The sequence below is a fragment of the Phenylobacterium conjunctum genome (assembly GCF_042679085.1).
GTDB classification, from domain to species: Bacteria; Pseudomonadota; Alphaproteobacteria; order Caulobacterales; family Caulobacteraceae; genus Phenylobacterium; species Phenylobacterium conjunctum.
Map to the genome: position 1 here is coordinate 63,408 of NZ_JBHTLQ010000007.1, position 23,493 is coordinate 86,900.

At 68.8% G+C, this 23,493-nt stretch carries 27 protein-coding genes; 11 read left to right on the top strand and 16 right to left on the bottom strand.

Features of this window, described 5'->3' with window-relative positions:
• Window positions 1–32: 32 nt before the first annotated feature.
• The gene (locus tag ACFQ27_RS04760) at window positions 33–413 is read left to right on the top strand and encodes a hypothetical protein (protein WP_374345142.1); all 381 of its coding nucleotides are present in this window, start codon (window positions 33–35) and stop codon (window positions 411–413) included.
• Here ACFQ27_RS04760 and ACFQ27_RS04765 read toward each other — a convergent pair.
• The 4 genes from ACFQ27_RS04765 to ACFQ27_RS04780 form a co-directional block, all read right to left on the bottom strand.
• The gene (locus tag ACFQ27_RS04765; RefSeq protein ID WP_374345141.1) at window positions 410–829 is read right to left on the bottom strand and encodes an acyl-CoA thioesterase; all 420 of its coding nucleotides are present in this window, start codon (window positions 827–829) and stop codon (window positions 410–412) included. The genes ACFQ27_RS04760 and ACFQ27_RS04765 overlap by 4 nt on opposite strands.
• A 15-nt stretch (window positions 830–844) precedes the next feature.
• Window positions 845–1,183: a Grx4 family monothiol glutaredoxin gene (gene grxD, locus ACFQ27_RS04770; protein ID WP_377352796.1), complete on the bottom strand. Its 339-nt coding sequence runs from the start codon at window positions 1,181–1,183 to the stop codon at window positions 845–847.
• 92 nt (window positions 1,184–1,275) lie between these two features.
• Entirely contained in the window at window positions 1,276–2,163 is an 888-nt protein-coding gene (locus ACFQ27_RS04775; protein WP_374345138.1) for an aldo/keto reductase, read from the bottom strand.
• An 11-nt stretch (window positions 2,164–2,174) separates the two neighbouring features.
• A complete protein-coding gene (locus ACFQ27_RS04780) occupies window positions 2,175–2,408 on the bottom strand; it encodes a BolA/IbaG family iron-sulfur metabolism protein (protein WP_374345137.1) in 234 nt (77 codons plus the stop codon).
• 73 nt (window positions 2,409–2,481) lie between these two features.
• Between ACFQ27_RS04780 and ACFQ27_RS04785 the strand changes: the two genes are divergently transcribed.
• Window positions 2,482–3,117, top strand: coding sequence for a hypothetical protein (locus tag ACFQ27_RS04785; RefSeq protein WP_374345136.1), 636 nt, complete (start codon window positions 2,482–2,484; stop codon window positions 3,115–3,117).
• 21 nt (window positions 3,118–3,138) lie between these two features.
• Here ACFQ27_RS04785 and ACFQ27_RS04790 read toward each other — a convergent pair whose 3' ends face one another.
• Entirely contained in the window at window positions 3,139–4,371 is a 1,233-nt protein-coding gene (locus ACFQ27_RS04790) for a serine hydrolase domain-containing protein (protein ID WP_374345135.1), read from the bottom strand.
• A 101-nt stretch (window positions 4,372–4,472) separates the two neighbouring features.
• Between ACFQ27_RS04790 and ACFQ27_RS04795 the strand changes: the two genes are divergently transcribed.
• Entirely contained in the window at window positions 4,473–5,471 is a 999-nt protein-coding gene (locus ACFQ27_RS04795; RefSeq protein ID WP_377352797.1) for an amidohydrolase family protein, read from the top strand.
• Window positions 5,468–5,953: a CinA family protein gene (locus ACFQ27_RS04800; RefSeq protein WP_377352798.1), complete on the top strand. Its 486-nt coding sequence runs from the start codon at window positions 5,468–5,470 to the stop codon at window positions 5,951–5,953. The genes ACFQ27_RS04795 and ACFQ27_RS04800 overlap by 4 nt, the downstream gene beginning before the upstream one ends.
• Here ACFQ27_RS04800 and ACFQ27_RS04805 read toward each other — a convergent pair.
• Window positions 5,950–6,711 (bottom strand): DUF3313 domain-containing protein, encoded by a 762-nt coding sequence (locus tag ACFQ27_RS04805; RefSeq protein WP_377352799.1) that lies wholly within the window; start codon window positions 6,709–6,711, stop codon window positions 5,950–5,952. The two genes, ACFQ27_RS04800 and ACFQ27_RS04805, sit on opposite strands and share 4 nt — an antisense overlap.
• Before the next feature lie 234 nt (window positions 6,712–6,945).
• Here ACFQ27_RS04805 and ACFQ27_RS04810 point away from each other — a divergent pair, with 234 nt between their 5' ends.
• Together ACFQ27_RS04810 and ACFQ27_RS04815 are read left to right on the top strand one after the other, a co-directional pair.
• Window positions 6,946–8,025, top strand: coding sequence for a TPM domain-containing protein (locus ACFQ27_RS04810; RefSeq protein WP_374345131.1), 1,080 nt, complete (start codon window positions 6,946–6,948; stop codon window positions 8,023–8,025).
• A 2-nt stretch (window positions 8,026–8,027) separates the two neighbouring features.
• Window positions 8,028–8,690, top strand: coding sequence for a TPM domain-containing protein (locus tag ACFQ27_RS04815; protein WP_377352800.1), 663 nt, complete (start codon window positions 8,028–8,030; stop codon window positions 8,688–8,690).
• 6 nt (window positions 8,691–8,696) lie between these two features.
• Here the strand turns inward: ACFQ27_RS04815 and purL are convergent, their stop codons facing one another.
• The 4 genes from purL to ACFQ27_RS04835 form a co-directional block, all read right to left on the bottom strand.
• The gene (gene purL, locus ACFQ27_RS04820; protein ID WP_377352802.1) at window positions 8,697–10,895 is read right to left on the bottom strand and encodes a phosphoribosylformylglycinamidine synthase subunit PurL; all 2,199 of its coding nucleotides are present in this window, start codon (window positions 10,893–10,895) and stop codon (window positions 8,697–8,699) included.
• A 154-nt stretch (window positions 10,896–11,049) separates the two neighbouring features.
• Window positions 11,050–12,003: a M56 family metallopeptidase gene (locus tag ACFQ27_RS04825; protein WP_377352804.1), complete on the bottom strand. Its 954-nt coding sequence runs from the start codon at window positions 12,001–12,003 to the stop codon at window positions 11,050–11,052.
• A complete protein-coding gene (locus ACFQ27_RS04830) occupies window positions 11,996–12,367 on the bottom strand; it encodes a BlaI/MecI/CopY family transcriptional regulator (RefSeq protein WP_374345127.1) in 372 nt (123 codons plus the stop codon). Before ACFQ27_RS04830 ends, ACFQ27_RS04825 begins: the two co-directional genes overlap by 8 nt.
• A gap of 57 nt (window positions 12,368–12,424) precedes the next feature.
• Window positions 12,425–14,350: a CocE/NonD family hydrolase gene (locus ACFQ27_RS04835; RefSeq protein ID WP_377352806.1), complete on the bottom strand. Its 1,926-nt coding sequence runs from the start codon at window positions 14,348–14,350 to the stop codon at window positions 12,425–12,427.
• 161 nt (window positions 14,351–14,511) lie between these two features.
• On the opposite strand from ACFQ27_RS04835, the gene fliK reads away from it, so the two are divergent.
• Both fliK and ACFQ27_RS04845 read left to right on the top strand, forming a co-directional pair.
• Complete coding sequence (gene fliK, locus ACFQ27_RS04840) at window positions 14,512–15,564, top strand: flagellar hook-length control protein FliK (RefSeq protein WP_377352807.1); 1,053 nt, start codon at window positions 14,512–14,514, stop codon at window positions 15,562–15,564.
• Window positions 15,561–15,827, top strand: coding sequence for an EscU/YscU/HrcU family type III secretion system export apparatus switch protein (locus ACFQ27_RS04845; protein ID WP_374345124.1), 267 nt, complete (start codon window positions 15,561–15,563; stop codon window positions 15,825–15,827). The genes fliK and ACFQ27_RS04845 overlap by 4 nt, the downstream gene beginning before the upstream one ends.
• On the opposite strand, the gene purQ is transcribed toward ACFQ27_RS04845, so the two are convergent.
• From purQ to purC, 5 genes are read right to left on the bottom strand one after another with little or no spacing between them, the layout of a single operon-like run.
• Window positions 15,824–16,486, bottom strand: a complete 663-nt coding sequence (gene purQ / locus ACFQ27_RS04850) for a phosphoribosylformylglycinamidine synthase subunit PurQ (protein WP_374345123.1) — start codon at window positions 16,484–16,486, stop codon at window positions 15,824–15,826. The two genes, ACFQ27_RS04845 and purQ, sit on opposite strands and share 4 nt — an antisense overlap.
• 11 nt (window positions 16,487–16,497) lie before the next feature.
• Entirely contained in the window at window positions 16,498–16,971 is a 474-nt protein-coding gene (locus tag ACFQ27_RS04855) for a DUF3291 domain-containing protein (RefSeq protein WP_374345122.1), read from the bottom strand.
• On the bottom strand, window positions 16,968–17,348 hold the full coding sequence (locus tag ACFQ27_RS04860; protein WP_374345121.1) for a hypothetical protein: 381 nt from the start codon (window positions 17,346–17,348) through the stop codon (window positions 16,968–16,970). The genes ACFQ27_RS04855 and ACFQ27_RS04860 overlap by 4 nt, the downstream gene beginning before the upstream one ends.
• Window positions 17,345–17,584, bottom strand: a complete 240-nt coding sequence (gene purS / locus ACFQ27_RS04865; RefSeq protein ID WP_374345120.1) for a phosphoribosylformylglycinamidine synthase subunit PurS — start codon at window positions 17,582–17,584, stop codon at window positions 17,345–17,347. Before purS ends, ACFQ27_RS04860 begins: the two co-directional genes overlap by 4 nt.
• Complete coding sequence (gene purC, locus ACFQ27_RS04870) at window positions 17,584–18,342, bottom strand: phosphoribosylaminoimidazolesuccinocarboxamide synthase (RefSeq protein ID WP_374345119.1); 759 nt, start codon at window positions 18,340–18,342, stop codon at window positions 17,584–17,586. Before purC ends, purS begins: the two co-directional genes overlap by 1 nt.
• A 276-nt stretch (window positions 18,343–18,618) precedes the next feature.
• Here purC and ACFQ27_RS04875 point away from each other — a divergent pair, with 276 nt between their 5' ends.
• From ACFQ27_RS04875 to ACFQ27_RS04885, 3 genes are all read left to right on the top strand, one after another.
• Entirely contained in the window at window positions 18,619–18,942 is a 324-nt protein-coding gene (locus tag ACFQ27_RS04875; RefSeq protein WP_377352809.1) for a DUF1476 domain-containing protein, read from the top strand.
• Window positions 18,943–19,058: 116 nt separating this feature from the next.
• Window positions 19,059–19,793, top strand: a complete 735-nt coding sequence (locus tag ACFQ27_RS04880) for an enoyl-CoA hydratase/isomerase family protein (protein WP_374345117.1) — start codon at window positions 19,059–19,061, stop codon at window positions 19,791–19,793.
• Window positions 19,794–20,110: 317 nt separating this feature from the next.
• Window positions 20,111–21,946 (top strand): DUF885 domain-containing protein, encoded by a 1,836-nt coding sequence (locus ACFQ27_RS04885; protein WP_377352810.1) that lies wholly within the window; start codon window positions 20,111–20,113, stop codon window positions 21,944–21,946.
• Window positions 21,947–21,990: 44 nt separating this feature from the next.
• Here the strand turns inward: ACFQ27_RS04885 and ACFQ27_RS04890 are convergent, their stop codons facing one another.
• On the bottom strand, window positions 21,991–23,406 hold the full coding sequence (locus ACFQ27_RS04890; RefSeq protein ID WP_377352811.1) for a M20/M25/M40 family metallo-hydrolase: 1,416 nt from the start codon (window positions 23,404–23,406) through the stop codon (window positions 21,991–21,993).
• Window positions 23,407–23,493 lie beyond the last annotated feature (87 nt).

Sequence of the window (23,493 nt, forward strand, 5' to 3'; positions counted from 1 at the left end):
CAGACCCGCCGTGGGCGGGGACAGTGCGCAGCATGAACCGACGTCTCCTGATCCTGGCCGGCCTGGGCCTTCTGGCCGGGTGCGCCACGGCGCCTCCGCCGCCCATCATCGCGCCGGCCGGCTCCGACCTGAGCGAGCTTGAGCCGCTCTTTGCCGTGGATGCGGGACGCCAGGCCCTGACCATCAAGGTCTCGTCCAACGGCTGCACCAAGAAGGAGGACTTCGCCTTCTTCGTCGAAAAGAAGGGGGAGGGGACGACCCTGGCCTTCGGGCGCAAGCGGTTGGACCCGTGCCGATCCTTCGCCATGGGCCGGGCGGAGCTCACCTTCACCTATGAGGAGCTGGGCGTGGCGGCGCGGACGCCGCTGTTCCTGCTCAATCCCGTGGTCGCCTGGACCGGGCCCGGTAGCTAGAGGAAGCGGGCGACCATGTCCGGCGGCACGCGGCGCGGCCGGCCGGAGCCCTGCTCGATCAGGCACCAGGTGGTGATCGCCTGGGCGCACATGGCGCCGTCGGGGCCATCGATGCGGACATAGCGGTCGTAGCGGGGGCCTTCGGTGGTCTCGCTCAGCCAGGTGCGGGCCTGGGCGGTTTCGCCGGGCATCAGGGCGCGGCGATAGTCCACCTCATGACGCAGGCAGATCCAGGCCCACTTGGCCTGGTCATCGGCCGGCTGGACGGCTTCCCAATGCGCGATGGCGATCTGCTGGACCCAGTCCAGATAGACCACGTTGTTCACGTGGCCATTGGCGTCGATGTGCTCAGGCAGGGCCGTGAAGGCGCGCGTGAACACCTGGCGGCCCTCAGGCGGCTCCAGCAGCTTGGTCATGCGTACGAGCGCGGATCAGGCCGCGAGCACGCCCTGTTCGATCAGCAGCGGCTTCAGTTCGCCGTTCTGGAACATCTCGCGGACGATATCGGCGCCGCCGATGAACTCGCCCTTCACATAGAGCTGGGGAATGGTCGGCCAGTCGGTGAAGGACTTGATGCCGTCGCGCAGGCCATCGTCCTGCAGGACGTCGACGCCGACGAAGTCCACGCCCAGGTGATCCAGGATCTGCACCACCAGGCCGGAGAAGCCACAGCGCGGCTGTTCCGGCACGCCCTTCATGAACAGGACGACGGGGTTCTCGGCCACGGTCTTGCCGATGAAGTCGTGGACGGGGTTGGCGAGGTCGGACATCGGTCTGAAGCTTTCGACGAAAGAATTGCCCAAGAGCTAGGGAGGCCTGGCCCCTGGGTCAAGCACCTGCGCGGTCCTGGCGCCTGCGCGGCTCAGGCCCGACGGCGGCCTTCCTGCTCGGAGCCGAAGCGGGCCATCTCGATCTGGGCGGCGACGCCGGTGGGCAGGTCACGGTCCGGCACGGCGGCCAGCCGGTCGATCGTCTCGGCGCGGAAGGCCTCGAGCTGGATTGAGGCGAAGGCCGGTTCGGTCAGGGCGTAGGCGATGCACACCTCTTCCGGGGTCCAGCCGGGGGTCTCATGCAGGAAGGCGTAGGTGCCTGCGCCCGCCAGGGGCTCGATCCGGCGGCCCAGCAGGGAGGTCTTGGCCGGCGTCGGACCCCGGTTGCGCAGCACGGAGGGGAAGGGATCGCTGGCGACGATCACCATGTCCTTGGCCGAGGCCTCGCGGATGCGGCGGCGCGCCTGCCAGTCCGAGGTCAGGTTGAACGGCGTGATCAGCACGTCGAAGCCGGCCGATGAGATACAGGTGTCGATGGCCGGACCGTCGCCCGACACGCCCAACTGCAGGGCAAGGCCGCCGGCCCGCAGATCGTCCAGATAGGTCCGCGCGCTGGGCTCCAGGTGGGCGAAGGCGTGCTCGTCCATGACCAACAGGTCGAAGTAACCGGCGCCGGTCTTCTGCAGACCGTTGCGCACGCTGGCGGAGATGGCGTCGGCTGTGACCGGCTTGTGGCCGTCGCCGCGAATGCGCCAGGCCAGGAAGATCAGGCGGCGCTCCACCGCGCGCAGGGCCTCGCCCACGCCCATCGACATGATGTCGGAGCCCGCCGAGAGTTCGAAGGCGTTGACGCCGCTTTCCATGGCCGAGAAGGCCAGGGCTCGCCACGCCTGGGGCGTCGCCATGTTGGGCGCTTCCCGCAGCAGCAGGCTGACGGCCGAGACCGCCTTTCCTGTCGCGCCGAAGGGACGATAGCGCATCGCCGTCGCTCCTAGGCCGGGGCCTGGGTCTCAAGGGCGAGGGCGTGCAGTTCCCCGCCCACCTTGCCCTTCAGGGCCGCATAGACCAGTTGGTGTTGCTTCACGCGCGACAGCCCCGCAAAGGCCTTCGAGACGATCCGGGCGCGATAGTGGTCGCCGTCGCCGGCCAGATCGTCGATCTGGATGTCGGCGTCGGGAAATGCGGCCTTCAATTCGGCTTCGAGATCGGCGATGGGCATGGGCATGAGTAAGGGCTCCGCTCAGGGACAACTTTGTGCGCTAGAAAGCTTAACAACCGCCATATCGGAGTGACGGGACATGTTTCGTAACGCCGTGATCCTGATGGCGGCGCTCTGGCTCGGGGCCTGCTCCACGGTCGGGTCGGATACGCCCCTGTTCGCGGCCGCGGACACTGTCGGCGCGCCGGTGTTGCGGCCGGGCCTTTGGGCCGCCCCCAGCCGGGGCTGCCGCTTCAGCTCCAAAGCCGACGCCGCCAAGTGGCCGGACTGCGCCAACGGCGTGGTGGTCGGGGCCAGTCGCCTGGTCGGCGGTCGCCGGGACGCGAGCGGCGCCTTCACTGAGGTCCTGCCGTTCAGCCTCGCCGCCGGGGACCCTCCGGTGATGCAGATCGAAACGCCGCCGGGACATGACCTGCGGGGACCAAGGTTCGTCTATGTGGGGGTGCGCCCCCTGGCTTCCGACGAGGTGGGCGAGATCGTCAAGGCGCGGATCTGGCTGGCCCTGTGCGCCCCGCCCGTCGTCGCCGGGGCGCCTGCGCCGCGCCCGCCCAAGCTGCCGGCAGGGGTCATCCCCAGCAAGGACAAGAGCTATTGCATCACCCGCAACAAGCTGGCCCTGCGCAGCATGGTGCGCACCAGCGAAGGCTGGGCCTTTCAGGGAACCCAGGACGACTACGGGCTGGTGGCCTTCTGGGTTCGCGACGAGCCGCGCTGAGGCGGCCCGCCGCGCGCCGCTTCAGTCGATGATGGCCGAATAGACCAGGCTCTTCAGCTGGCCGCGGAAGTTGAAGGTCCCCGACGGCATCAGCTGGGTCATGAACACCAGGAACAGGTCCTCCTTGGGATCGACCCAGAAGATGGTCGAGGCCGCGCCGCCCCAATAGTAGTCGCCAGTTCCGAGCGACCCGGTCGCCACCTGGCTCATGGTCGAGGCGAAGCCCAGGCCGAAGCCCACGCCTTCGTTGGCGGTTTCCGAGAACGAGCCCAGGGCCATCTGGGTCAGGTCCTTGCCCCCCGCCAGGTGGTTCATGTGCATGATCTCAAGGGTGCGCGGCCCCAGGATCCGGTGGCCGTCCAGTTCCCCGCCCCGGCGCAGCATCTCGCAGAACCGGCCATAGTCGGCGATGGTCCCGGTCAGGCCGCCGCCCCCGGACTTGAAGCCGGGCTCCTTGGTGAACTGGCTGGTGGCCGGATCGTCGATGAGCTTCAGCTTCTTGTCCGGTCCGCGCTGATAGTTGGCGCAGAAGCGGTCGAGCTTGTCCGGGGCGACCTGGAAGGCCGTGTCGACCATGCCGAGCGGCTGGAAGATCTCTTCTTCGAAGAACTGGGCCAGGGGCTTGCCGGAGATGATCTCGACCAGGGCGCCGCACACGTCGGTGGCGAGCGAGTACATCCACTGTTCGCCGGGATGATAGCGCAGCGGCACCTGGGACAGCTTGTCCATGAACTCCATCATGGTGTCGGTGCTGCCGGCGCTGCGGATCTTCAGGCCGCGATAAATCAGGTCGATGGGGTGCTGGACGCCGACGCCCGGCAGGCCGCCGCCATAGGTCAGACCGGCGGTGTGGCAGAGCACGTCGCGGAAGGTGACCGGCCGGCGCGGGGCCTCGGTGACCATGGCCTCGCCTTCGCCGGAGACCCAGACGCGGTGGTTCTTCCAGGAGGGCACATAGCGGCTGACCGGATCGTTGAGCTGGAAGTAGCCGCGCTCGAACAGCATCATCAGCGCGACCGAGGTGATCGGCTTGGTCATCGAATAGATGCGGAAGATGGCGTCGTCGCGCATGGCCTTGCCGCGCTCGACATCCATGCTGCCGAAGGACTTCAGATAGGCCTGATGGCCGCGGCGCGAGACCAGCACCTGGCAGCCGGCGATCTTCTGCGGGCCGATATAGTTGCGCTGCAGATGGTCATCGATGCGCTCGAGCCGCGCGGCGTCGAGGCCCGTCCATTGGGATTGGGCGTCCATGAAAAAATCCTCCCGAAAATAGCGGTCGTTGAAATTGGCGGGCATCATGCGCGCCGAATACGGCCCAAGCCAAGCAAAACCATGCCGTAGGGAGAGCGCCCTTGCCGACGTCCGAGCCCGAGGAAATCCTCGATCCCGACCTGCCGATCTGCGACCCGCACCATCACCTCTGGGACTTTCCGAACGCGCGCTATCTGCTGGACGAACTGTTGGCCGACACAGGCTCCGGCCATCGGATCGAGAGCACGGTCTTCGTCGAGTGCACGGCGTTCTACCGAGCCGGCGTTCCCCCGCAGCAAGCCTTCGTGGGCGAGACCGAGTTCGTGAACGGCGTGGCGGCGATGAGCGCCTCGGGCCGCTATGGCGAGACCCGGGCCTGCGCCGGCATTGTCGGTCGCGCCGACCTGGCGGGGGCGGATGTGGACGCCGCCCTGGCCGCCCATGTGCGGGCCGGCAATGGCCGCTTCCGGGGCATCCGCCACGCCGGCGCCTGGGACGCCAGCCCCGACATCCGCGAGGCCCACACCCATCCGCCGCAGGGGCTCTACGCCAGCCCGGCCTTTCGCGCCGGGTTCGCCAGGCTGAAGGACCATGGCCTGTCCTTTGACGCCTGGCAGTTCCACCCCCAGCTGTCCGAGGTGACGGACCTGGCCCGCGCCTTCCCCGAGATCACGATCATCCTCGACCATGTGGGCGGCCCCCTGGGCATCGGCCCCTATGCCGGGCGGCTCGACGAGGTGTTCGCCACCTGGAAACGCGACATCCAGGACCTGGCCCGCGAGCCCAATGTGGTGGTCAAGCTGGGCGGTCTGGGGATGGCCACCTGCGGCTTCGGCTTCCATCACCGCGAGGTGCTGCCGAGCTCGGCGGAGCTGGCCGACGCCTGGCGGCCCTGGATCGAGACCTGTATCGAGGCCTTTGGCCCCACGCGCGGGATGTTCGAATCCAACTATCCGGTTGATGGGGTCTCGTGCAGCTATGCGACCCTGTGGAACGCGTTGAAGCGCATCGCCGCCGGGGCCTCGGCGGACGAGAAACGCCTGCTGTTCCGCGACACCGCCCGCCGTATCTACCGCCTCGACGAGGAGAGCCGCCCATGAAACCGCTTCTGATCCAGCTCGGCGAGACCGTCGGCCTATCCCTGAAGCGCCGGGGTGAGACCGTGGCCGTGGCCGAGAGCTCCTCGGGCGGCCTGATCTCGGCGGCCCTGCTCGGCATGGGCGGGGCCTCGGCCTACTATCTGGGCGGCGGGGTGATCTACACCGCCAAGGCCAGGTTCAGCCTGCTGGAGCTGCCGCGTGAGGCGGTCGCCGGCATGCGCTCGGCCAGCGAGCCCTACGCCCTGTTGTTGGCGCGAACCGTGCGCGAGCGCTTCGGAGCGACCTGGGGGATTTCAGAAACCGGCGCGGCCGGCCCGACCGGCAACCCTTACGGCGACGCCGCCGGCCATACCTGCATCGCCATCTCCGGTCCCCTGGAGTTCGCGACGACTCTCGAGACCGGCGAAAGCGACCGTCTGGCCAATATGGACGCCTTCGCCGCCGCCGCCCTGGAGTTGCTGCGCAAGGCGACCGACGCCTAGTCCTTCTTCGCCCCGCTGAGGTCCGGCACGTAGAGGCCGGTGGCGAACTTGGCCAGGAAGCCTTCGGGACGGAGACGCGCGCCAAACTCCGCGCAGGGGTCCGGCTCGCCGATCTTGCGCGACTTGTGGTCCTTGGCCGTCATGGTCCGGGCCGCGGCGTCGGCGAAGGGCTCGGCGAACTGCAGGGCGTCGCCGATGCGCGACAGGGAGGGATCGTCCGTGCCCACCGGCTTAGCGGTTCGCCGCCAGCTGATCGCGGCGATCTGCTCGCCGGCCGGCGCCAGCATCTCGGCCTCCACGGCCAGGGCTCCGGTGGTCCCCGGCGCCCGCACGCCCAGGGGGCCGGGGATGAAGAAGCTGGCCGCCGCCGAGGCCGCCGAGGCGAAGCGTCCCGTGGGCTCGACCCCGGCGATGGCGGCGCGGACCTTGTGGGCCTCGGCCGCCCCCTGCGGCGCAAGCTCGTAGCGCTTGCTGAGTTCGAAACAGAGTTGGGCGTCGACCTCGCGGGCCAGGGCCTTGCGTTCCGCCTCGGTCATCCAGTCTAGGGTCGCGCCCGTCGCATAGACGGTCGGCGCGACGGCCACCTTGCGCACCTGGGCCAGGGCCGGGGCGTCCTGGCGCTCCCGGATGCTGGCGCGCACCGTGTCCGTGCGGGCGGCCATCTGGTCATAGCGGGTCAGGAAGCCGCTGTTGGGCGCCGGCGCGCTGGCGCAGGCGGCCAGGGGGGCGATCAGCAGGTGGGCGAAGGCGGCGCGCATTACGATATCCGGAGCTTGGGGAGCGTTAGTCCATATACGCCCAGGCGTAGCGGCGGATGCGGAGCTCGCGTCGGATTGTTCGCCCTGGGCTGGCGAAATAGCCGTAGGCATTGTGCCGTCACTGGCTAAACTGAAAGCTGTGATTTTGCGTCGGGTCGCCTGATGGCGCTCCGATGGGGGGCCATTGTTCGTGACCACGACGCGGTCTCGCTAGAGCTTTTCGGGGGGAGATGCATGGACTTTGGGATCAAGCCCGGGCTGTCGCGCATCCTCAGCCTCGCTGTCGGCCTGCTGTTGTTCTGGAGCCCCGTCGCGGCGGCCCCCGTCTATCCGGCCCTGACCGGCCGGGTGATTGACGGCGCCGGCGTTCTTCCCACCAGCGTCGAAGATGCTCTGGCGGCCCAGTCCCAAGCCCTTGAAGGTCGCACGACGGATCAGTTCGTCATCATCACAGTGCCTTCGCTTCAGGGCGTCTCCATCGAAGAGTACAGCCTGGGCCTGGGCAAAAGCTGGCGGCTGGGCCAGATCGGCAAGAACAACGGCGTGCTGCTGGTCATCGCTCCCAATGAGCGGAAGGTCCGGATCGAGCCCGGCTCCGGCCTGGAGACGGTACTGGATCACACGACCTCCCAGGCCATTATCCAGGATGCGATCCTGCCCCAGTTCCGCAAGGGCCAGCTGGCGAAGGGCGTGAGCGATGGCGCCGAAGCGATCATTGAGCGGCTGGACGCCAATGCGGCGCCGGCCCCCTCGGCGGCTATGGCGCCCCCTCAAACCCTGGCGCCGGCCGCCGTGCCCGTCGCGACGCCGACCCCGGCGTCTGTGAAGAGCGACAATATGAGCTCCCTGTTCGCGCTGGTGGTCATCTGCCTGATCTTCTTTGTGATCTATAAGGTCGTGGTCGGTGTCCTCCGCGTCCTGGTGGGGCTGATCGGTCTCGCCTTCCGTCCGCGAGGGGAGGCGGGCGCAGCCCCAGATCCTTCGGGCGCGACGCCACAGGGGCTTCCCCAGGGCGCTATGCAACAAGGGCTCTCCCCCCAACGCGGCTATGGCTTCTCGCCCCTGCTCAACCTTGCTGGGCCGCTCGGCGCGGGCGCGGCGGGGGCCATGCTGGCGAACTGGTTCTTCAATCGCGACCGTGGCGGCTCGCATCGGGTGTTCAGCAGGACCACCTCCGACGAGGCCCCGTCCTACACCCCCTCCAGCAGCGGGACGGTTTCGGCCGGCGGCGGATCCTTTGGCGGCGGCGGCGGCGGTTTCTCCGGCGGTGGCGGGACATTCGGTGGGGGCGGCGGCGCCTCCGGGAGCTGGTGATCATGTTGAGTTCTGTAGATCACCAGCGCCTCGCCGCCGCGGTCGCTGCGGCCGAGGCCAAGACCTCCGGCGAGATCATGTGCGTCGTGGCCGACGCGGTGTCGGACTATCGCGACGTCCCCATCGGCTGGGCGGCGGCCGCCGCCTTGCTCGTGCCGCCCCTGCTGATGGCCGCCGGATTGCCGCTGGAGAGCGCGGCGGCGATGGCTATGCGCTGGACCGCGGGTTCAGCTCTGATCGGGTGGCTCGCCGCCTATGTCGCGACCCAGGCGGCGGTCTTCGCCCTGGTCCGCTGGGTGGCCGGTCTGCCGTCGGTGCGTCGGGTGCTGACGGGCCGCACGGCGGTGCGCGCCCGGGTTCGTCGCGCGGCGCACGCTCACTTTGTCGGGGCCTTGACCCTGGTGAAGCCTGGCCAGCCGGCTGTGCTGATCTTCGTCTCGGAAAGCGACCGTCAGCTTGAGATCCTGGCCAATCCGATCATCGACGCCGCGGTTCGGCCCGGCGCCTGGGCCACAGTCGCCGACCGCGCCGTGCAAACGGTGCGCGACCAGGGACTCGCCGAGGGCCTCGTCCTGGCCATCGCGCTATGCGGCGCGGAACTTCAGGGCGCGTTTCCCGATGATGGCGCGGTCAACGCCCTGCCGGATCACGTAGCCGAGATCTGATCTCGCCTATTCCATGAAGCCCGGCATCCAGCCCTCGTGGGCGGAACGCAGGGTCGCGAGCGGCAGGCTGAACAGGCCCTCCGCCGCCAGCGCCTCGCCGCCCGCCTGACCCACAACAACGGCGGGGACCCCCGCTTTCTGAGCGGCGAGGAGCACCGACGGGGCGTCGTCCACGGCGATCAGGTAACGGGCCTGGTCCTCGCCGAACAGGGCGGCGTGGGGAGCGAGCGACCCATCGAGCTTCAGGGTCAGGCCGGTGTTCGAGGCCAGCGCCACATCGGCGGCGGCGGCGATGAGGCCGCCGTCCGAAAGATCATGCACGACAAGGGCTTGGCCCGAATCAATGAGAGATCGCACGAAGTCGCCATTGCGCTTCTCGACCGCCAGGTCCACCGGCGGCGGGGCGCCGTCCTCGCGGCCCATCAGCTCGCGCAGATAGATGGACGCGCCCATGTCGCCGCGGGTCTCGCCCACCAGCACCAGGGCCTGACCGGCCTTCAGCCCGCTGAAGTCAGCGCGCTTGGCGTAGTCGGCGATCAGGCCAACGGCGCCGACGGTCGGGGTCGGCGGAATGGCCGCGCCGTTGGTCTCATTGTAGAGGCTGACATTGCCGCTCACGACGGGGAAGTCGAGCTCGCGGCAGGCCTCGGCCATGCCCTCGATCGCCTTGACGATCTGGCCCATGATCTCGGGGCGCTCGGGATTGCCGAAGTTCAGGTTGTCGGTGATGGCGATAGGCGTCGCGCCCACGGCGGTCAGGTTGCGCCAGGCCTCGGCCACGGCCTGCTTGCCGCCTTCGTAGGGGTTGTTCTGGACATAGCGCGGGGTGCAGTCGGAGGTGACGGCCAGCGCCTTGCGCGTGCCGTGCACCCGGACCACGCCGGCGTCAGCGCCGGTGGCGGAGTCCTCAAGCGTGTCGGCCATGACGTGGCGGTCGTACTGCTCCCACAGCCAGCGCTTGGAAGCCATGTCCGGGCAGCTCATCAGCTTCAGCACCGCTTCGGCGTAGTCGGCCGGGGCGGCGACCTCGGCGGCGCCCAGGCGCGGCTGGGCCGCGGTCGGGACCCAGGGGCGGTCATAGAGCGGGGCGTCGTCGAACAGCGGGGCGAGCGGCACGTCGCAGACGGTCTCGCCCTTGTGCTTCAGAACCAGATGGCCGGTCTCGGTGGTCTTGCCGATGACGGCGGCGTCCAGGCCCCACTTCTCGAAGATGCGGTGGCCGTCGGCCTCGCGGCCCGGCTTCAGGATCGCCAGCATGCGCTCCTGGCTTTCCGACAGCATCATCTCGTAGGCGCTCATGCCCTCTTCGCGCTGGGGCACGGCGTCGAGGTTGAGCTCGATGCCCACGCCGCCCTTGCCGGCCATTTCCACCGACGAGGAGGTGAGGCCCGCGGCGCCCATGTCCTGGATGGCGGCGACGGCGCCCGAGGCCATCAGCTCAAGGGTGGCTTCGATCAGCAGCTTCTCGGCGAAGGGGTCGCCGACCTGGACGGTCGGGCGCTTTTCTTCGGAGGCGTCGTCGAACTCCTGGCTGGCCATGGTCGCGCCATGGATGCCGTCTCGGCCCGTCTTGGAGCCGAAATAGACCACGGGCAGGCCCGGCGCCGGGGCGGCCGAGTAGAAGATCTTGTCCGCGTCGGCCAGGCCCACGCACATGGCGTTGACCAGGATGTTGCCGTCATAGCCGCGGTGGAAGTTGGTCTCGCCAGCCACGGTGGGCACGCCCACGCAGTTGCCGTAGCCGCCGATCCCCGACACCACGCCGGACACCAGGCGCTTGGTCTTGGGATGGCTGGGATCGCCGAACCGCAGGGCGTTCAGCAGGGCCACCGGCCGCGCGCCCATGGTGAAGACATCGCGCATGATGCCGCCCACGCCCGTCGCCGCGCCCTGATAGGGCTCGATGTAGGAGGGGTGGTTGTGCGACTCCATCTTGAAGATGCAGGCCTGGCCATCGCCGATGTCGATGACGCCGGCGTTCTCGCCCGGGCCGCAGATGACCTTGGGCCCAGAGGTCGGGAAGGTGGACAGGTGCTTCTTCGAGGACTTGTAGGAACAGTGCTCGGACCACATCACCGAGAACACGCCGAGCTCCACGAGATTGGGCTCGCGGTTCAGGCGGCGGACGATGAGGTCGAATTCCTCGGGCTTCAGGCCGAACTCGGCGGCCGTTTCGGCCAGGGTCTTTTCAGGCTTGGCGCTCATGGCGGGGCTTCTACCCGGACTCGCGCGCAAGGGCGATAGGGCGCTCGCCGGAAACGGCTTCTATCTGAGGATCAGCATGAACCCGGCGAGCAAAAAGCTGCCGACGCCCGCCGCGACTAGGAGCCAGACGACCAGGTTGACCATGGCGCTGGCCTTAGCGCCCTGGGCGCGGCAGGGCCGCGACCTCGGCTGAGCTCAGGCGGATCATGACGGCGCCGCCGGGCAGCTGCTCAGTGACCAGGCTGTCATAGACCCTTTGCTCGAAGGAGATCGGGGCAGGCGCCGGCGGTTTTGCGGCCCAGGTAGACCAGGTCGCGGTCAGCACCAGCAGGGCCGCGCCCCAGGCGCCGAGGGTCAGACGGTCATCGGACGGGGCCGGGGCGGCGAGCATGCCGATGCGGGTCTCCAGCGGATGGCGGGCGCTGAGCCAGTGGCAGCCGAGCGGCGCTGCGCCGCCATTCAGGCCGGCCTTCAGCAGGGCGCCGGCATAGGTCTTCCGCGCCCCGGACCGCGTCGCCATCACCGTGGCGTCACAGGCCAGCTCCTGGTCCAGCCGCATGACGGCGGCGGCCAGGTGAACCAGCGGATTGAACCAGCAGATCGCCATCAGCGCCGCGGCCGCCGCATTGGCCTTGGGATCGTTGCGCTCGATATGGGCGCGTTCGTGGGCGCGGATCAGCTCGCGCTCGGCTGCGGTGAAGCTGGCCTCGAAGTCCGCCGGGGTCACCAGTCGCGGAGCGATGACCCCGACCACGGCCGGCCCGGCCTGGCCCAGACGGGCGCGCGCCAGAAAGCGCAGCTGGGCCAGCAGGATCAGGGCGACCACCACGCCGGCGCCCACGGCCCAGGCCAGGGCCACGCCCTGCAGGACGTCCGGGGCCAGGTCCGCGGTCAGGACCCGTTCGCCCAGGGGGGCGGCGAGAGCGCTCTGCGAGTTCCGGGGCGGGACCAGGCCAGCGCAGAAGGCCAGGGGCACGAGCGCCCACAGGGCATAGGCGAGCTGGGCGCCGAACAGCCGACGCGCCGGCAGCCGCAGGATCAGCACCGCCAGGATCGCCGTGCTGGCTGCGAGATTGGCCCAGATCAGATTGGCGAGGAGTTCAGCCATCATCGTCTTCGAACTCCGCGATCAGCTTCTTGAGGCGGGCGACTTCGGCGGGCTTCAGGGCCCGTGACTTGGCGAAATGGGCGACCAGAGGGGCGAGTTCGCCGTCGAACAGTCGGTCCAGCAGATTCTGGCTCTCGGCCTGGACATAGTCGGCGCGGGCGATCAGCGGCGCATAGCCGTGGCGGCCATCGAACTTCTGGGATTTCAACGCCTTCTTCTTCAGGAGGCGGTTGATCAGGGTCTTCACCGTGGCGTCGCCCCAGCCATTGGCGGGGCCGACCTCGGCGATGATCTCGTCGGTCGTCAGCGGCTCACGGCGCCACAGCGCCTCCATGATCCGACTTTCGGCCTCGGTGATATGCATTTCTTACACCCGTAATCTCGGCTGGAGATTACGGGTGTGAAACCAACTGTCAAGCTGTCAGAGCGCCGGGACGATCGGCAGTTCGATCGAGCTGGCCGTGGCGCCGCCGGTCCAGATCCGCTGGGTCGCCTTCTTGTAGTCGCCGGGCTTGGCGAAGAAGGGGTTGGAGACGAAGGTCTGTGGATTGCGGTCGTAGAGCGGGAACAGGCTCGACTGCACCTGCACCATGATCCGGTGTCCGGGCAGGAAGACGTGGTTGGCCGGCGGCAGGTCGAACCGGTAGGCCAGGGTCTTGCCCGCCGCGATGGCGGTCGGCTTCTCCAGGCTCTCGCGGTAACGGCCGCGGAAGATGTCGATGCCGACGCCCAGCTGGAAGCCGCCCATCTCCGGATAGGACGGGACCTCGTCCGGATAGACATCGATCAGCTTCACCACCCAGTCGCTGTCCGTGCCGGTTGTCGACGCGAACAGGTTCACGACCGGCGCGCCCGCAATCCGCATCGGCGCAGTCAAGGGCTCAGAGACGAAGGTCAGCACATCGGGACGGCCGTCCACGAACCGCTGGTCGGTCACCAGCCAGCGCTTCCAGGCGTCGCCATCGGCGAACACCACCGGCCGGGGCAGGTAGGGGACGGGCTTGTTCGGATCGGCGACGTACTCTTCAAAGCCGGCCGGGCCGGTCGGCGCGGTGAAGCTCAGCCTGCCGCCGGCCTGGAGGTAGAGCGGCTTGGAGGCGGTCGAGCAGCCCTTGGCGCAGGCGAGCGGATAACGGTCCATCCGGCTCCAGCGGTTCATGCCGGTCTCGTAGATCAGCACCGGCGGGGTGTCGGCCTTGGGCGCGGCCGTCTTCAGCTGGGCGTCCAGGAAGGGCTTCATCACCTGGGTGCGGAACTCGGTGGCGGTGTCGCCGGAGAACTTCAGCGCGCCCAGGCTGGAGCCATCGTAGTTGACGCCCGAATGCCGCCACGGGCCCAGCACGATGGAGAGCTTGTCGTTGGCGGTGTCCTTGGGCTCCATCGCCTCATAGGTGTGGATGGCGCCGTAGATGTCCTCCTGGTCCCACAGGGAGCCGACAATCATGGTCGGGACCTTCAGCGGCGTCTTGGCCAGCAGGAGGTCGAGCGCTTGCTCCTGCCAGAAGCTGTCCCAGGCCGGATGCTCGGAGATCTTCCGCCAGAAGGGCAGCTGATCGAGGCCGTTGGCCTTGGCGTAGTCGCCGGCCGACCCCGCGCGCAGGAAGCCGTCATAGTCATCGTGGACTGTGCGCGGCACGGCGTCGCCGGCGCCCTTCTGCACCGTCTGGCGGTGCATGTAGTCGAAGTTGGTCTGGCGGAACGCGCCGTTGTGGAACCAGTCGTCGCCCTTCCAGCCGTCGACCATCGGGCTCATCGGCACAGCGGCCTTTAAGGCCGGGTGCGGATCCAGCAGGGCCATCAGCACTGTGAAGCCCTCGTAGGACGAGCCGATCATGCCGACCCGGCCATTGGTCTCGGCCACGTTCTTCACCAGCCAGTCGATGGTGTCGTAGGCGTCGGTGGAGTGGTCGATCCCCGTGGCGTTCAGCGGCCCCCGCGGCGGCCGCGTCATGACGTAGTCGCCCTCGGAGCCGTACTTGCCGCGGATATCCTGGAAGACCCGGATGTAGCCGCCGTCCTGGACGAACACCTCATCGCCCTGGGACAGGGTGGCGAGCATGTTGGGGGAGACGTCGCGCTCGGCGCGTTTGCGGGCGTTGTAGGGCGTGCGGGTCAGGATGATCGGGGCGTCCTTCACCCCCTTGGGCAGCACGATGACGGTGTAGAGCTTCACCCCATCGCGCATGGGGATCATCACTTCGCGCTTCTCGTAGTTCGCGTTCGCCTGCACCGGCTTGAAGGCTGCCGGGATGTCCGGGGTCATCGGGGATGTTTGCGCCAGGGCGGGGGCGGCGACGGCCAGGGCGGCCAGAGCGGCGGCGACCTTCAGGGTGCGGGGCAGGGACATGCGACTCCTCGAACAGCAGAGGTCAGACCCTAGCCACGGCGCCCCACGGTAACAATTCTTAACGCGCCGTTTACCAAGGCGTCTCTAAAGTGCGCCTAGGCTCAAACCGATGGGGTTTGCGAGTGGCGCTCTCGCCGATCAGAGGGCCAGCGGGCGCACCGTTGGCCACGGCGATCGCCGGGGCGATCAGGTCTCCGGCGAACGAGATCGCGCGCATCCAGGAGATCGAGCGCGCCGGCCCCATCTACGGGCCTCGCCGCGTCCCTGACGCCGACAAGCCCCAGACCCCCGCAACCCCGGCCTCCGCGACCCAGCTCGCGGCCCAGGACGCCGCGGCCCGCCAGGATGGACTGGGGCCGCTGATCGCCGACCTGCGCCAGGCCCTGGGCCGCAAGCCCCTGCCGCCGGCCGCCCGCGCCGCCGCCGCCCAGGTGATGATGCAGCTGGCGCCCATGGGGCCCGAGGTCGAGGCCAGGGACGTCATGAAGGCCTTGTCCAATTCAGGCCTGCTGCTGGAGGCCAAGATCGCCGCCGAGCCCCAGGCCTCGCCCATCGGGGTGGACCTGAAGGCCGCCTTGCTGGTCCTGCGCCAGGCCCTGACCCAGGGGCTGCCGAGGGACTCGGTTCGCACGCCGGGCAAGCCCACCGCGCAGCGGCCGCCGCCGCCCTATCGCGGCGGGCCGACCACGCCCCAGCGTCCGGCGGCCTCCAGCCTTAGCCACGATGCCGAGATCCCGGCGGTGCTGCGCCAGCTGGCCGACGAGACTGACGCCGCCATCGCCCGCACCGAGTTGTTGCAGATCGCCTCGCTGCCGTCGCCGCACGACCTGTCAGAGGCCGGAGAGGTCACGCGCTGGGTGTTCGAGGCGCCGGTGGCGACCCAGCAGGGCGCGGCCATGGTGCAGTTCGAGATCCGCCGCGAAGGCCGCGGGACCGGCCGCGACCGGGAGGAGGGCGCCATCTGGCGGACCCGCTTCTCGCTGGACATTCCGCCGGTTGGGCCGGTAGAGGCCCACCTGACCCTGGCCCACGGCCATCTGGGCGTGGCGCTCTGGGCCCAGTCCGCGGACGGCGCCGAGCGCCTGCGGACACGCGCCGAGAGCCTGAACGCTAGCCTGGCGGCGGCCAGCCTGCCGGCCGATGTGGCCGTCTATCACGGAACCCCCGCCGCGCCGTCGCCGACGGCGGGCAAGCTGGTGGACCAGGTGCTATGACCGACCAGGCCGCCCATCGCCGGGTCGCCGTGGCCCTGAAATACGACGCCCCCGGCGCGCCCAAGGTCGTGGCCTCCGGCGCGGGGCTGACCGGGGACAAGATCATCGCCGTGGCCCAGGCCCACGGCGTGCCGATGACCTACAACCCGCCACTCGCCCAGGCGCTTTCGACCCTGGAGCTGGAGACGGAGATTCCGGAGCGGCTGTACGTGGCCGTGGCCGAGGTGCTGAGCTTCCTGCTTGCCGCGGCCGAGCCAGACTAGGCGCTGGCGAGCGCGCTCTGGAACAGGATGGCGCCGTCGGCGGAGCCCAGTTCCGGCTCGAAGGCGCGGTCCGGGTGGGGCATCAGGCCGAGCACATTGCCCTTGGCGTTGATGATGCCGGCGATGTTGTCGACCGAGCCGTTGGGGTTTTCCAGATAGCGGAACACCACCTGGCCCTCGCCCTCGATGCGGGCCAGGGTTTCGGGCTCGGCGAAGAAGTTTCCCTCGCCATTGCCGACCGTCATGGTCACCTCGCGGCGGCCGCCATAGCCGGCGGTGAAGCGGGTCTGGGCGTTGGTGACTTCCAGCGCGACCGGCTTGCAGACGTACTTGAGCTTCTCGTTGCGGAGCAGGGCGCCGGGCAGGAGGCCCGTCTCGCACAGCACCTGGAAGCCGTTGCAGATCCCGACGGTGGCGACGCCGCGCTCGGCCGCGGTCTTCACTTCCGCCATCACCGGCGAGAGCGCCGCCATGGCGCCGCAGCGCAGGTAGTCGCCGTAGGAGAAGCCGCCGGGCAGCACGATCAGGTCGAGGCCGGAGGGCAGGGCCGTTTCGGCGTGCCAGACCATCTCCACCTTGGCGCCCGTGGAGCGCTCGATGGCGACCTGGCAGTCGCGGTCGCAGTTGGAGCCCGGGAAGACGATGACGGCGGCTTTCATGGGGCGGCTCCTTAATTGGCGTCGGCGGAAAAGGCCAGATCGGGGGCGGGGAAACGGCTGCGGAAATCGAAGGCCTCGGACGTCGAGCCCAGCTCCGCAAGCAGCTTCAGGCGTCGGGCGCCCTCGACCCCATCAGGGAGCTCGCCGGCAGGGATCCACCATAGCACGAAGGAGGGCCCGACGCTGGGCAGAAACCACTGCGCGCGGTCGCGGACATAGTCGCGATGATCGGTGCGATAGACGAAGGCCGCCAGAGCCTCGGCGCTCTCCCAGACCGACAGGTTCAACAGGTAGTTCGGATCCTGGCCTTCGGCGGGCAGGGCGCTGTCGAAGCCTTCGCCCTTGGCGCGCCAGACGAAGCCCGGACTGGCCTCGGCCAGCGCATTGATGTGGTCCAACGCCTCGCGGAAGCCGGTGCTCTCCGGCGCCTCGAGAGGATGGCGCAGGGTGGCGACGTTGAACTGGGCCAGGTGGAAGCCGCTCATTGGCCGCGCACCTTGGCGAGGCTGCGCAGGTAGGCGACCAACTCGTCGTATCCGGACTTGTCGCCATAGGGACAGCCATCCTCGACCATGCCCGCGGGCGTCGCGGTCTGGCGGACAATGGCCGGATGGCCGGCGCCGCCGGGCTCGGTGACCACATAGGACACATGGCCGTCGGCGGCGTTGTAGTAGCGATAGGGCTCGCCGGGCGCGGTGGCGCGGGTGAGCCCTGGCTCGGCGGCGATCTTCGCCGACAGGACGTCGAAGCCCTGGGCGCAGTCGAGCACGAGCGCGGCCGGCGCGGGCGCCTCGACCGGCTCCGGCGCGCAGGCGGACGTCAGGAGCAGGGCGCCGCCAAGGACGAGCCCCGCAGGCCTCACGCCAGCTCCACCCGGTAGCTTTCGATCACGGTGTTGGCGAGCAGCTTCTCGCACATCTGCTTGACCTCGGCCTCGGCGGCCGCGGCGTCCGACGCCTTCAGGTCGAACTCGATGGTCTTGCCGACCCGCACGCCTTCCACGCCGGACCAACCCAGGCCGTGCAGGGCGTTCTCGACAGCCTTGCCCTGGACGTCGAGGACGCCGGGCTTGAGGAACACATGGACTTTCGCGCGCACTAGTGCAGGCCTCCTTGGATCACGGTCGGCATTTCCTTCATCACCCCGAGCCGCCGGGCGACTTCGGTGTAGTTCTCGATGACATCGCCCAGGTCGCGCCGGAAGCGGTCCTTGTCCATCTTCTCGTTGGTCTGGGCGTCCCAGAGGCGGCAGCTGTCCGGGCTGATCTCGTCGGCCAGCATGACGCGGGCGTAGTCGCCTTCCCACAGCCGGCCGAACTCGACCTTGAAGTCGATCAGGCTGATCCCGACCGCGCCGAACGCGCCGTTCAGGAAGTCGTTGATGCGCAGGGTGAGCGCCATCATGTCGTCGATCTCCTGGGTCGAGGCCCAGTTGAAGGCGGTGATGTGCTCTTCGGTGACCATCGGATCCGACAGCTTGTCGTCCTTCAGGTAGAACTCGATGATCGAGCGCGGCAGGGCCTGGCCCTCCGGCAGGCCCAGGCGCTGCGACAAAGAGCCCGCGGCGACGTTGCGGCAAACCACCTGCAGCGGAATGATCTCGACCTCGCGGATCAGCTGCTCGCGCAGATTTAGGCGCTTGATGAAGTGGTTCTGAACCCCAATCGAATTGAGGCGCGTCATAAAGTATTCGCTGATGCGATTATTGATGACGCCCTTGCCCTCCAGCACGGCCTTCTTAGTCTCGTTGAAGGCTGACGTGTCGTCCTTGAAGTACTGGATCAGTGTTCCGGGTTCGGGCCCTTCGTAGAGGATCTTGGCCTTGCCTTCATAGATCTTCTTGCGGCGGGTGGTCATTCATGCCTTCTCCACGCAGCGAGGGCTTGGCCGGCGCCGGAAACAAAAACGCGCGCCGTTGGACCCAACAGCGCGACGATCGCGACTCGACCTCTCGCTCAAACGAGGCGGAAGGATTCTAGCGGACCGGACGCCGTTCGGCAAACAGCCGCCCCCAGGCCGCCCCCTTGCAACGCCCGCCCCTGCACCCAAACTGGTGGATGAAGCGCCGCTTTCGATTGCGGCCCGACCCGTCCAGGGATACAGAACCCGCGACCGACACCATCTGGGACCGACATGACGACCTTCGACAATCGCGAACGTGGCTTCGAGAACAAGTTCGCGCTGGACCAGGAACAAGAGTTCAAGGCGGGGGCGCGGCGCAACAAGCTGCTGGGCCAATGGGCCGCCGGGCTCATGGGTCTGCAAGGCGACAACATCGACGAGTACGCCAAGGCGGTGGTGAAGTCCGACTTCGAACTGCCGGGCGATGATGACGTGCTGCGCAAGGTCTTCGAAGACCTCAAGGGCTCGGGCGTCGCCGTCAGCGAAGGCGAAGTGCGGATGAAGATGGACGAGCTGCTCGCCGTCGCCCGCGACCAGGTGAAGAACGGCCTCTAAGGCCCGCTCCACCGGACGAGATTTCGAAACGCCGCTCCAACCGGGGCGGCGTTTTTCGTTTGGGCGCCGTTGCGGCGCCTGATCCAATCAACAGTGAACAAGCCAGGGAGGCCCAGATGACCGAGATCCTCACCGTCGAGCGCCGCGACGCCGTCGACTATGTGACCCTGAACCGGCCCGAGCGGCTGAACGCGCTGAACCAGCCGCTGACCGACGCCCTCCTGGCCTATTTCGAGGCGCGCCGTCGCGACACCGAATGCCGCCTGATCGTCCTGGCCGCCGCCGGCCGCGCCTTCTGCTCCGGCGCGGACCTGAAGGCCGGCGGCCAGCCCGACGCCCTGCGCGACGGCCCCAATGGCGACTGGACCCTGCGCGACCTCCTGAAGGCCATGCGCGCCTGCCCGCAGCCCATCGTCACCCTGGTTCAGGGCGCGGCGGCCGGCGGCGGCCTGGCCATCGTGCTGGCCAGCGACATCATCGTGGCCGGCGAGACCGCCGCCTTCCACCCGGCCTTCATCAAGATCGGCCTGTCCGGCTCGGAGCTGGCGGCCAGCTGGCGCCTGCAGCGCCTGCTGGGCCAGGCCGTGGCCCGCGACATGCTGCTCACCGGCCGGCCGATGAAGGCCGAGGAAGCCCTGGCCCGCGGCCTCGTCTCCCGCCTGGTCCCCGACGATCAACTGGCGGCCGAGGGCGAGGCGATCGCGGCCGACCTCCTGAAGGCCGCGCCGGACGCCCTGCGGATCTCCAAGCGGACCTTTGACGGCACGCTCGAGGCGACCAGCTTCGAGACGGCCCTGGAGCTGGAAGAACGCGGCCAGATCCAGGCGATCCGGGCGATGCGGCGGGGGTGACCTTGTCCCCTCTCCCCATGGGGTGGGGAGAGGGGGCGCGGCGGTGCGGCGTCCGCTCAGTACGCGAGCAGTAGGGCGCTAAACCTCCACCCCACGTCATCCTCCGGGCGCCCGCAGGGCGATCCGGGGGACCCATGGGACGGCCTGAACATCAGCTTGGGTCCCCCGGATCCTTGCTGACGCAAAGACCGGAGGATGATGGGGTTTTGGGTGAGCGGGGCTGGGGCATTCTTTGGCTACACGCTCAATCCCGCACAGCCACGCTTGCCACGTCACAGTGTGACGTTAGGGTCGCCGCGGCTTTTTGTGAGGGTTTGATGCGTCATCGATTTTTCTCCGCTGCGGCCCTGGCCGCGTTGATGGTGGGCGTTCCGGTTGGGGCGCTGGCGCAAGCGGCTCCGGCTCCGGCGGTGGTCGCGCCGGCGACGTCCGAGGACGCGCGGCTGCTGGCGTTTCTGGACGCGCAGTTCGACGAGGAGCTGGCGATGCGGCCGCAGCTGGCCACCCGGCTGGGCCTGAAGCTGGGCGAGGACAAGCTGGATGACATCAGCGACGCCGGGCTCCTGAAACGCCTGGAGTGGCGCCGGGCCAGCGTGGCGAAGATGAAGGCCGGGTTTGATCGGGCGAAGCTCTCGCCGATGATGCAGGCCAACTACGACATCTGGGCCCTTGAGCTCGCCCGCGCGGAGACGACCTACAAGTTCCGGCGCTATCAGCCGCCGTTCTATTCGTTCCTGTACTCGGTGCATTCCGAGCTGCCGAACTTCCTGATCAACACCCATGTGGTGCGGGACAAGGCCGACATGGCCGCCTATGTGGCGCGGCTGAAGGCCATGCCGGGGGTGCTGGATACGGCGATCGCCCAGTCCAAGGCCGCGAGCGCCGAAGGGATCCGGGCGCCGAAGTTCGAGATCGAGCGGGTGATTTCGGGGTCGAAGACCCTGACCTACGGCGCGCCGTTCGGGGACGGGGCGGACTCGCCGCTGTGGGCCGACGCCAAGGCCAAGGTGGCCAAGCTGCAGGCCTCGGGCGGGGCGACGCAGGCCGAGGCCGACGCGATGCTGGCCGACGCCAAGGCCGCGATCCTGGAGCTGTCGCCGGCCTATGGGCGGGTGATCGCCTGGGCGCAAGCCGAGCTGCCGACCGCGCCCAGCGGCCGGACCGGGGCCATCTCCCTGCTGGGCGGGGCGGACTGGTACGCGGCCATCCTGAAGATCAACACCACCACCGACATGACGCCGGAGGAGGTGCACCAGACGGGCCTGAAGGAAGTGGCGCGGATCGAGGCGGCGCAGGATGCGCTGGCCCGCCAGGCCGGGTTCGCCGACCGCGAGGCCTTCTATGCGGAGCGGGCCAAGCTTTATCCGCCCACGGACTGGACCGACGCCCTGCGCGCCGACTACCTGGCCAAGGCCAACGCGGCCATCGCCAAGACCCGCACCCTGCTGCCGGACTGGTTCGGCCTGTTGCCGGCCTACAAGGTCGAGGTGGTGCGCGAGCCGGCGTTCAGCGAGGTGGCCGGCGGGGCGGCGCACGCCGCGGGACCGAGCCCGGACGGCGCGCGCCCGGGGCGCGTCTATGTGCACCTGGTGGGCAAGACCGATGACCCGGCCGATCTCTACAACCTGATGTGCCACGAGGGCGTTCCGGGCCACGTGATGCAGGGCGACATCCAGGTGCGCCAGACGGGCACGCCGAAGTTCCGCAAGGCCTATGGCTATGTGGCCTATGGCGAGGGCTGGGCGCTCTATACCGAGGCCCTGTGCAAGGAGATGGGGGTCTATCCGGACGTGGCCGCCGACTTCATGCGGCTGGACGCCGAGCTGTTCCGGGCCGCGCGGCTGGTGGTCGACACCGGCATCCACGCCAAGGGTTGGACCGAGGATCAGGCCGTCGACTACATGATGAAGACCGGCCGCCGGCCCGCCGACCAGGCGCGCTCGGAAGTGCGGCGCTACATCACCCTGCCGGGGCAGGCGACGGGCTACAAGATCGGCATGATCAAGATTGTGGCCCTGCGCCAGAAGGCGGAACAAGCCCTGGGGCCGAAGTTCGACATCAAGGGCTTCCACGACCTGATCGTCGGCTCAGGCTCGACGCCGCTGACGGTGCTGGAGGCGCGGGTGGACGACTGGATCGCCACGCGGAAGTAGGGGCGGGTTCGGCCGGGCGGAGCAACTCCGCCCGGACCGTTTCCTCAGCCCTTGAGGTCGCCGTAGATCTTCATCAGGCGATAGAGGTAGTCGCGGCTGTCATAGAGCGACTTGACCCCGATGTGCTCGTTCAGGCCGTGCATGCCGCCGCCGTCCGGGGTGATGAACATGCCCGAGATGCCGTAGGTCGGAATGCCGACGGGGGTGAGGAAGGCGCCGTCGGTGGCGCCGGCCGACATGGTCCGCACCTGGCTGAGGCCGGGGAACATCTCGGCGGCCAGCTTCTCGGCCGGGCCGAGCACCTTGGGATCCAGCGGCGGCGGCGGGGCCGGCGCATTGCGCACCTCGCGGATCGCGACGCTGACCTTGGGATTGCCGATCACGTCGCTGAGCGTCTGGCGTACGGCCTCGGCGGACGTGCCGGGGAAGATGCGGCAGTTCACATTGGCACGGGCGCGCTGGGGCAGGGCGTTGGTGGCGTGGCCGGCGTCCAGCTGGGTGGCGACGCAGTTGGTGTGCAGGATCGAGTGGACGTCGATGTCCTTGTCGGCGACCGCGCGGGCGGCGGCGTCGTTGGGATCCTTCATCAGGGTGGCGAGGGCGTCGCGCAGGGCCGGCGTGCGCTGGGCCGCGGTGCGGTTGAAGAAGTCCCGGGTGGTGTCGGTGAAGGCGACCGGGAAGCGGTAGGCCTCGATGGCCGCCAGGGCGTGGACGAGATCATAGATCGCGTTGTCGGGCCGCGGGCGCGAGGAGTGGCCGCCGGGGTTGGTGACCTCGAGCGTATAGTTCTGCGACAGCTTCTCGCCGACCTGGATGCCCAGGAACAGGGGCTTGCCGTCGGGGCTGAGCGCGCCGCCGCCGCCCTCATTGACCGCGAAGGCCGCGTCGATCAGGTCGCGCTTGTTCTTGGCGAGGTATTCCGCGCCGTTGAAGGCGCCGTTGGTCTCTTCCCCGCAGGTCAGGGCGAGCTTCAGGGTGCGGCGGGGCTTGAAGCCCTCGGTCTTGAAGCGGACCAGGGTGTCGACCCAGATGGCCGCCTGGGCTTTGTCGTCGCCGGCGCCGCGGGCGTAGAACTGGCCGTCTTCCTCGATGAGGGTGAAGGGATCGCGGGTCCAGTCCTCGCGCTTGGCCTCGACCACGTCGAGGTGGGCCAGCATCAGGACCGCCTTGGCCTTGGGATCCTTGCCCGGATAGACGGCGACGAGGCCGCCTTCCTTGGGGTGCTCAGGGACACTGAAGAAATGCAGGTCGCTGTCGGGGAAGCCGGCGGCCTTCAGGTGGGCGGCCATGCGCTCGGCGGCCAGGGTGCAGCTGCCCGAGGACAGGGTGGTGTTGGTCTCCACCAGCTCCTTGTAGAGCGCACGGAAGGCGGCCTGGTCTGGGCGCACCTGGGCTTGCGCCAGGGCCGGGGCGGCCGCGCCGGCGAGCAGGGCCGCGGCGAGGGCGAGGGGTTTGAACATCTACTGGTCTCCGCAAGAGTCGTTGGAGCTTAGGCGGGGCCGGGGCCCTGGCAAGCTGTAGAGATTTGGCCGGCGGGCGCCCCTTGC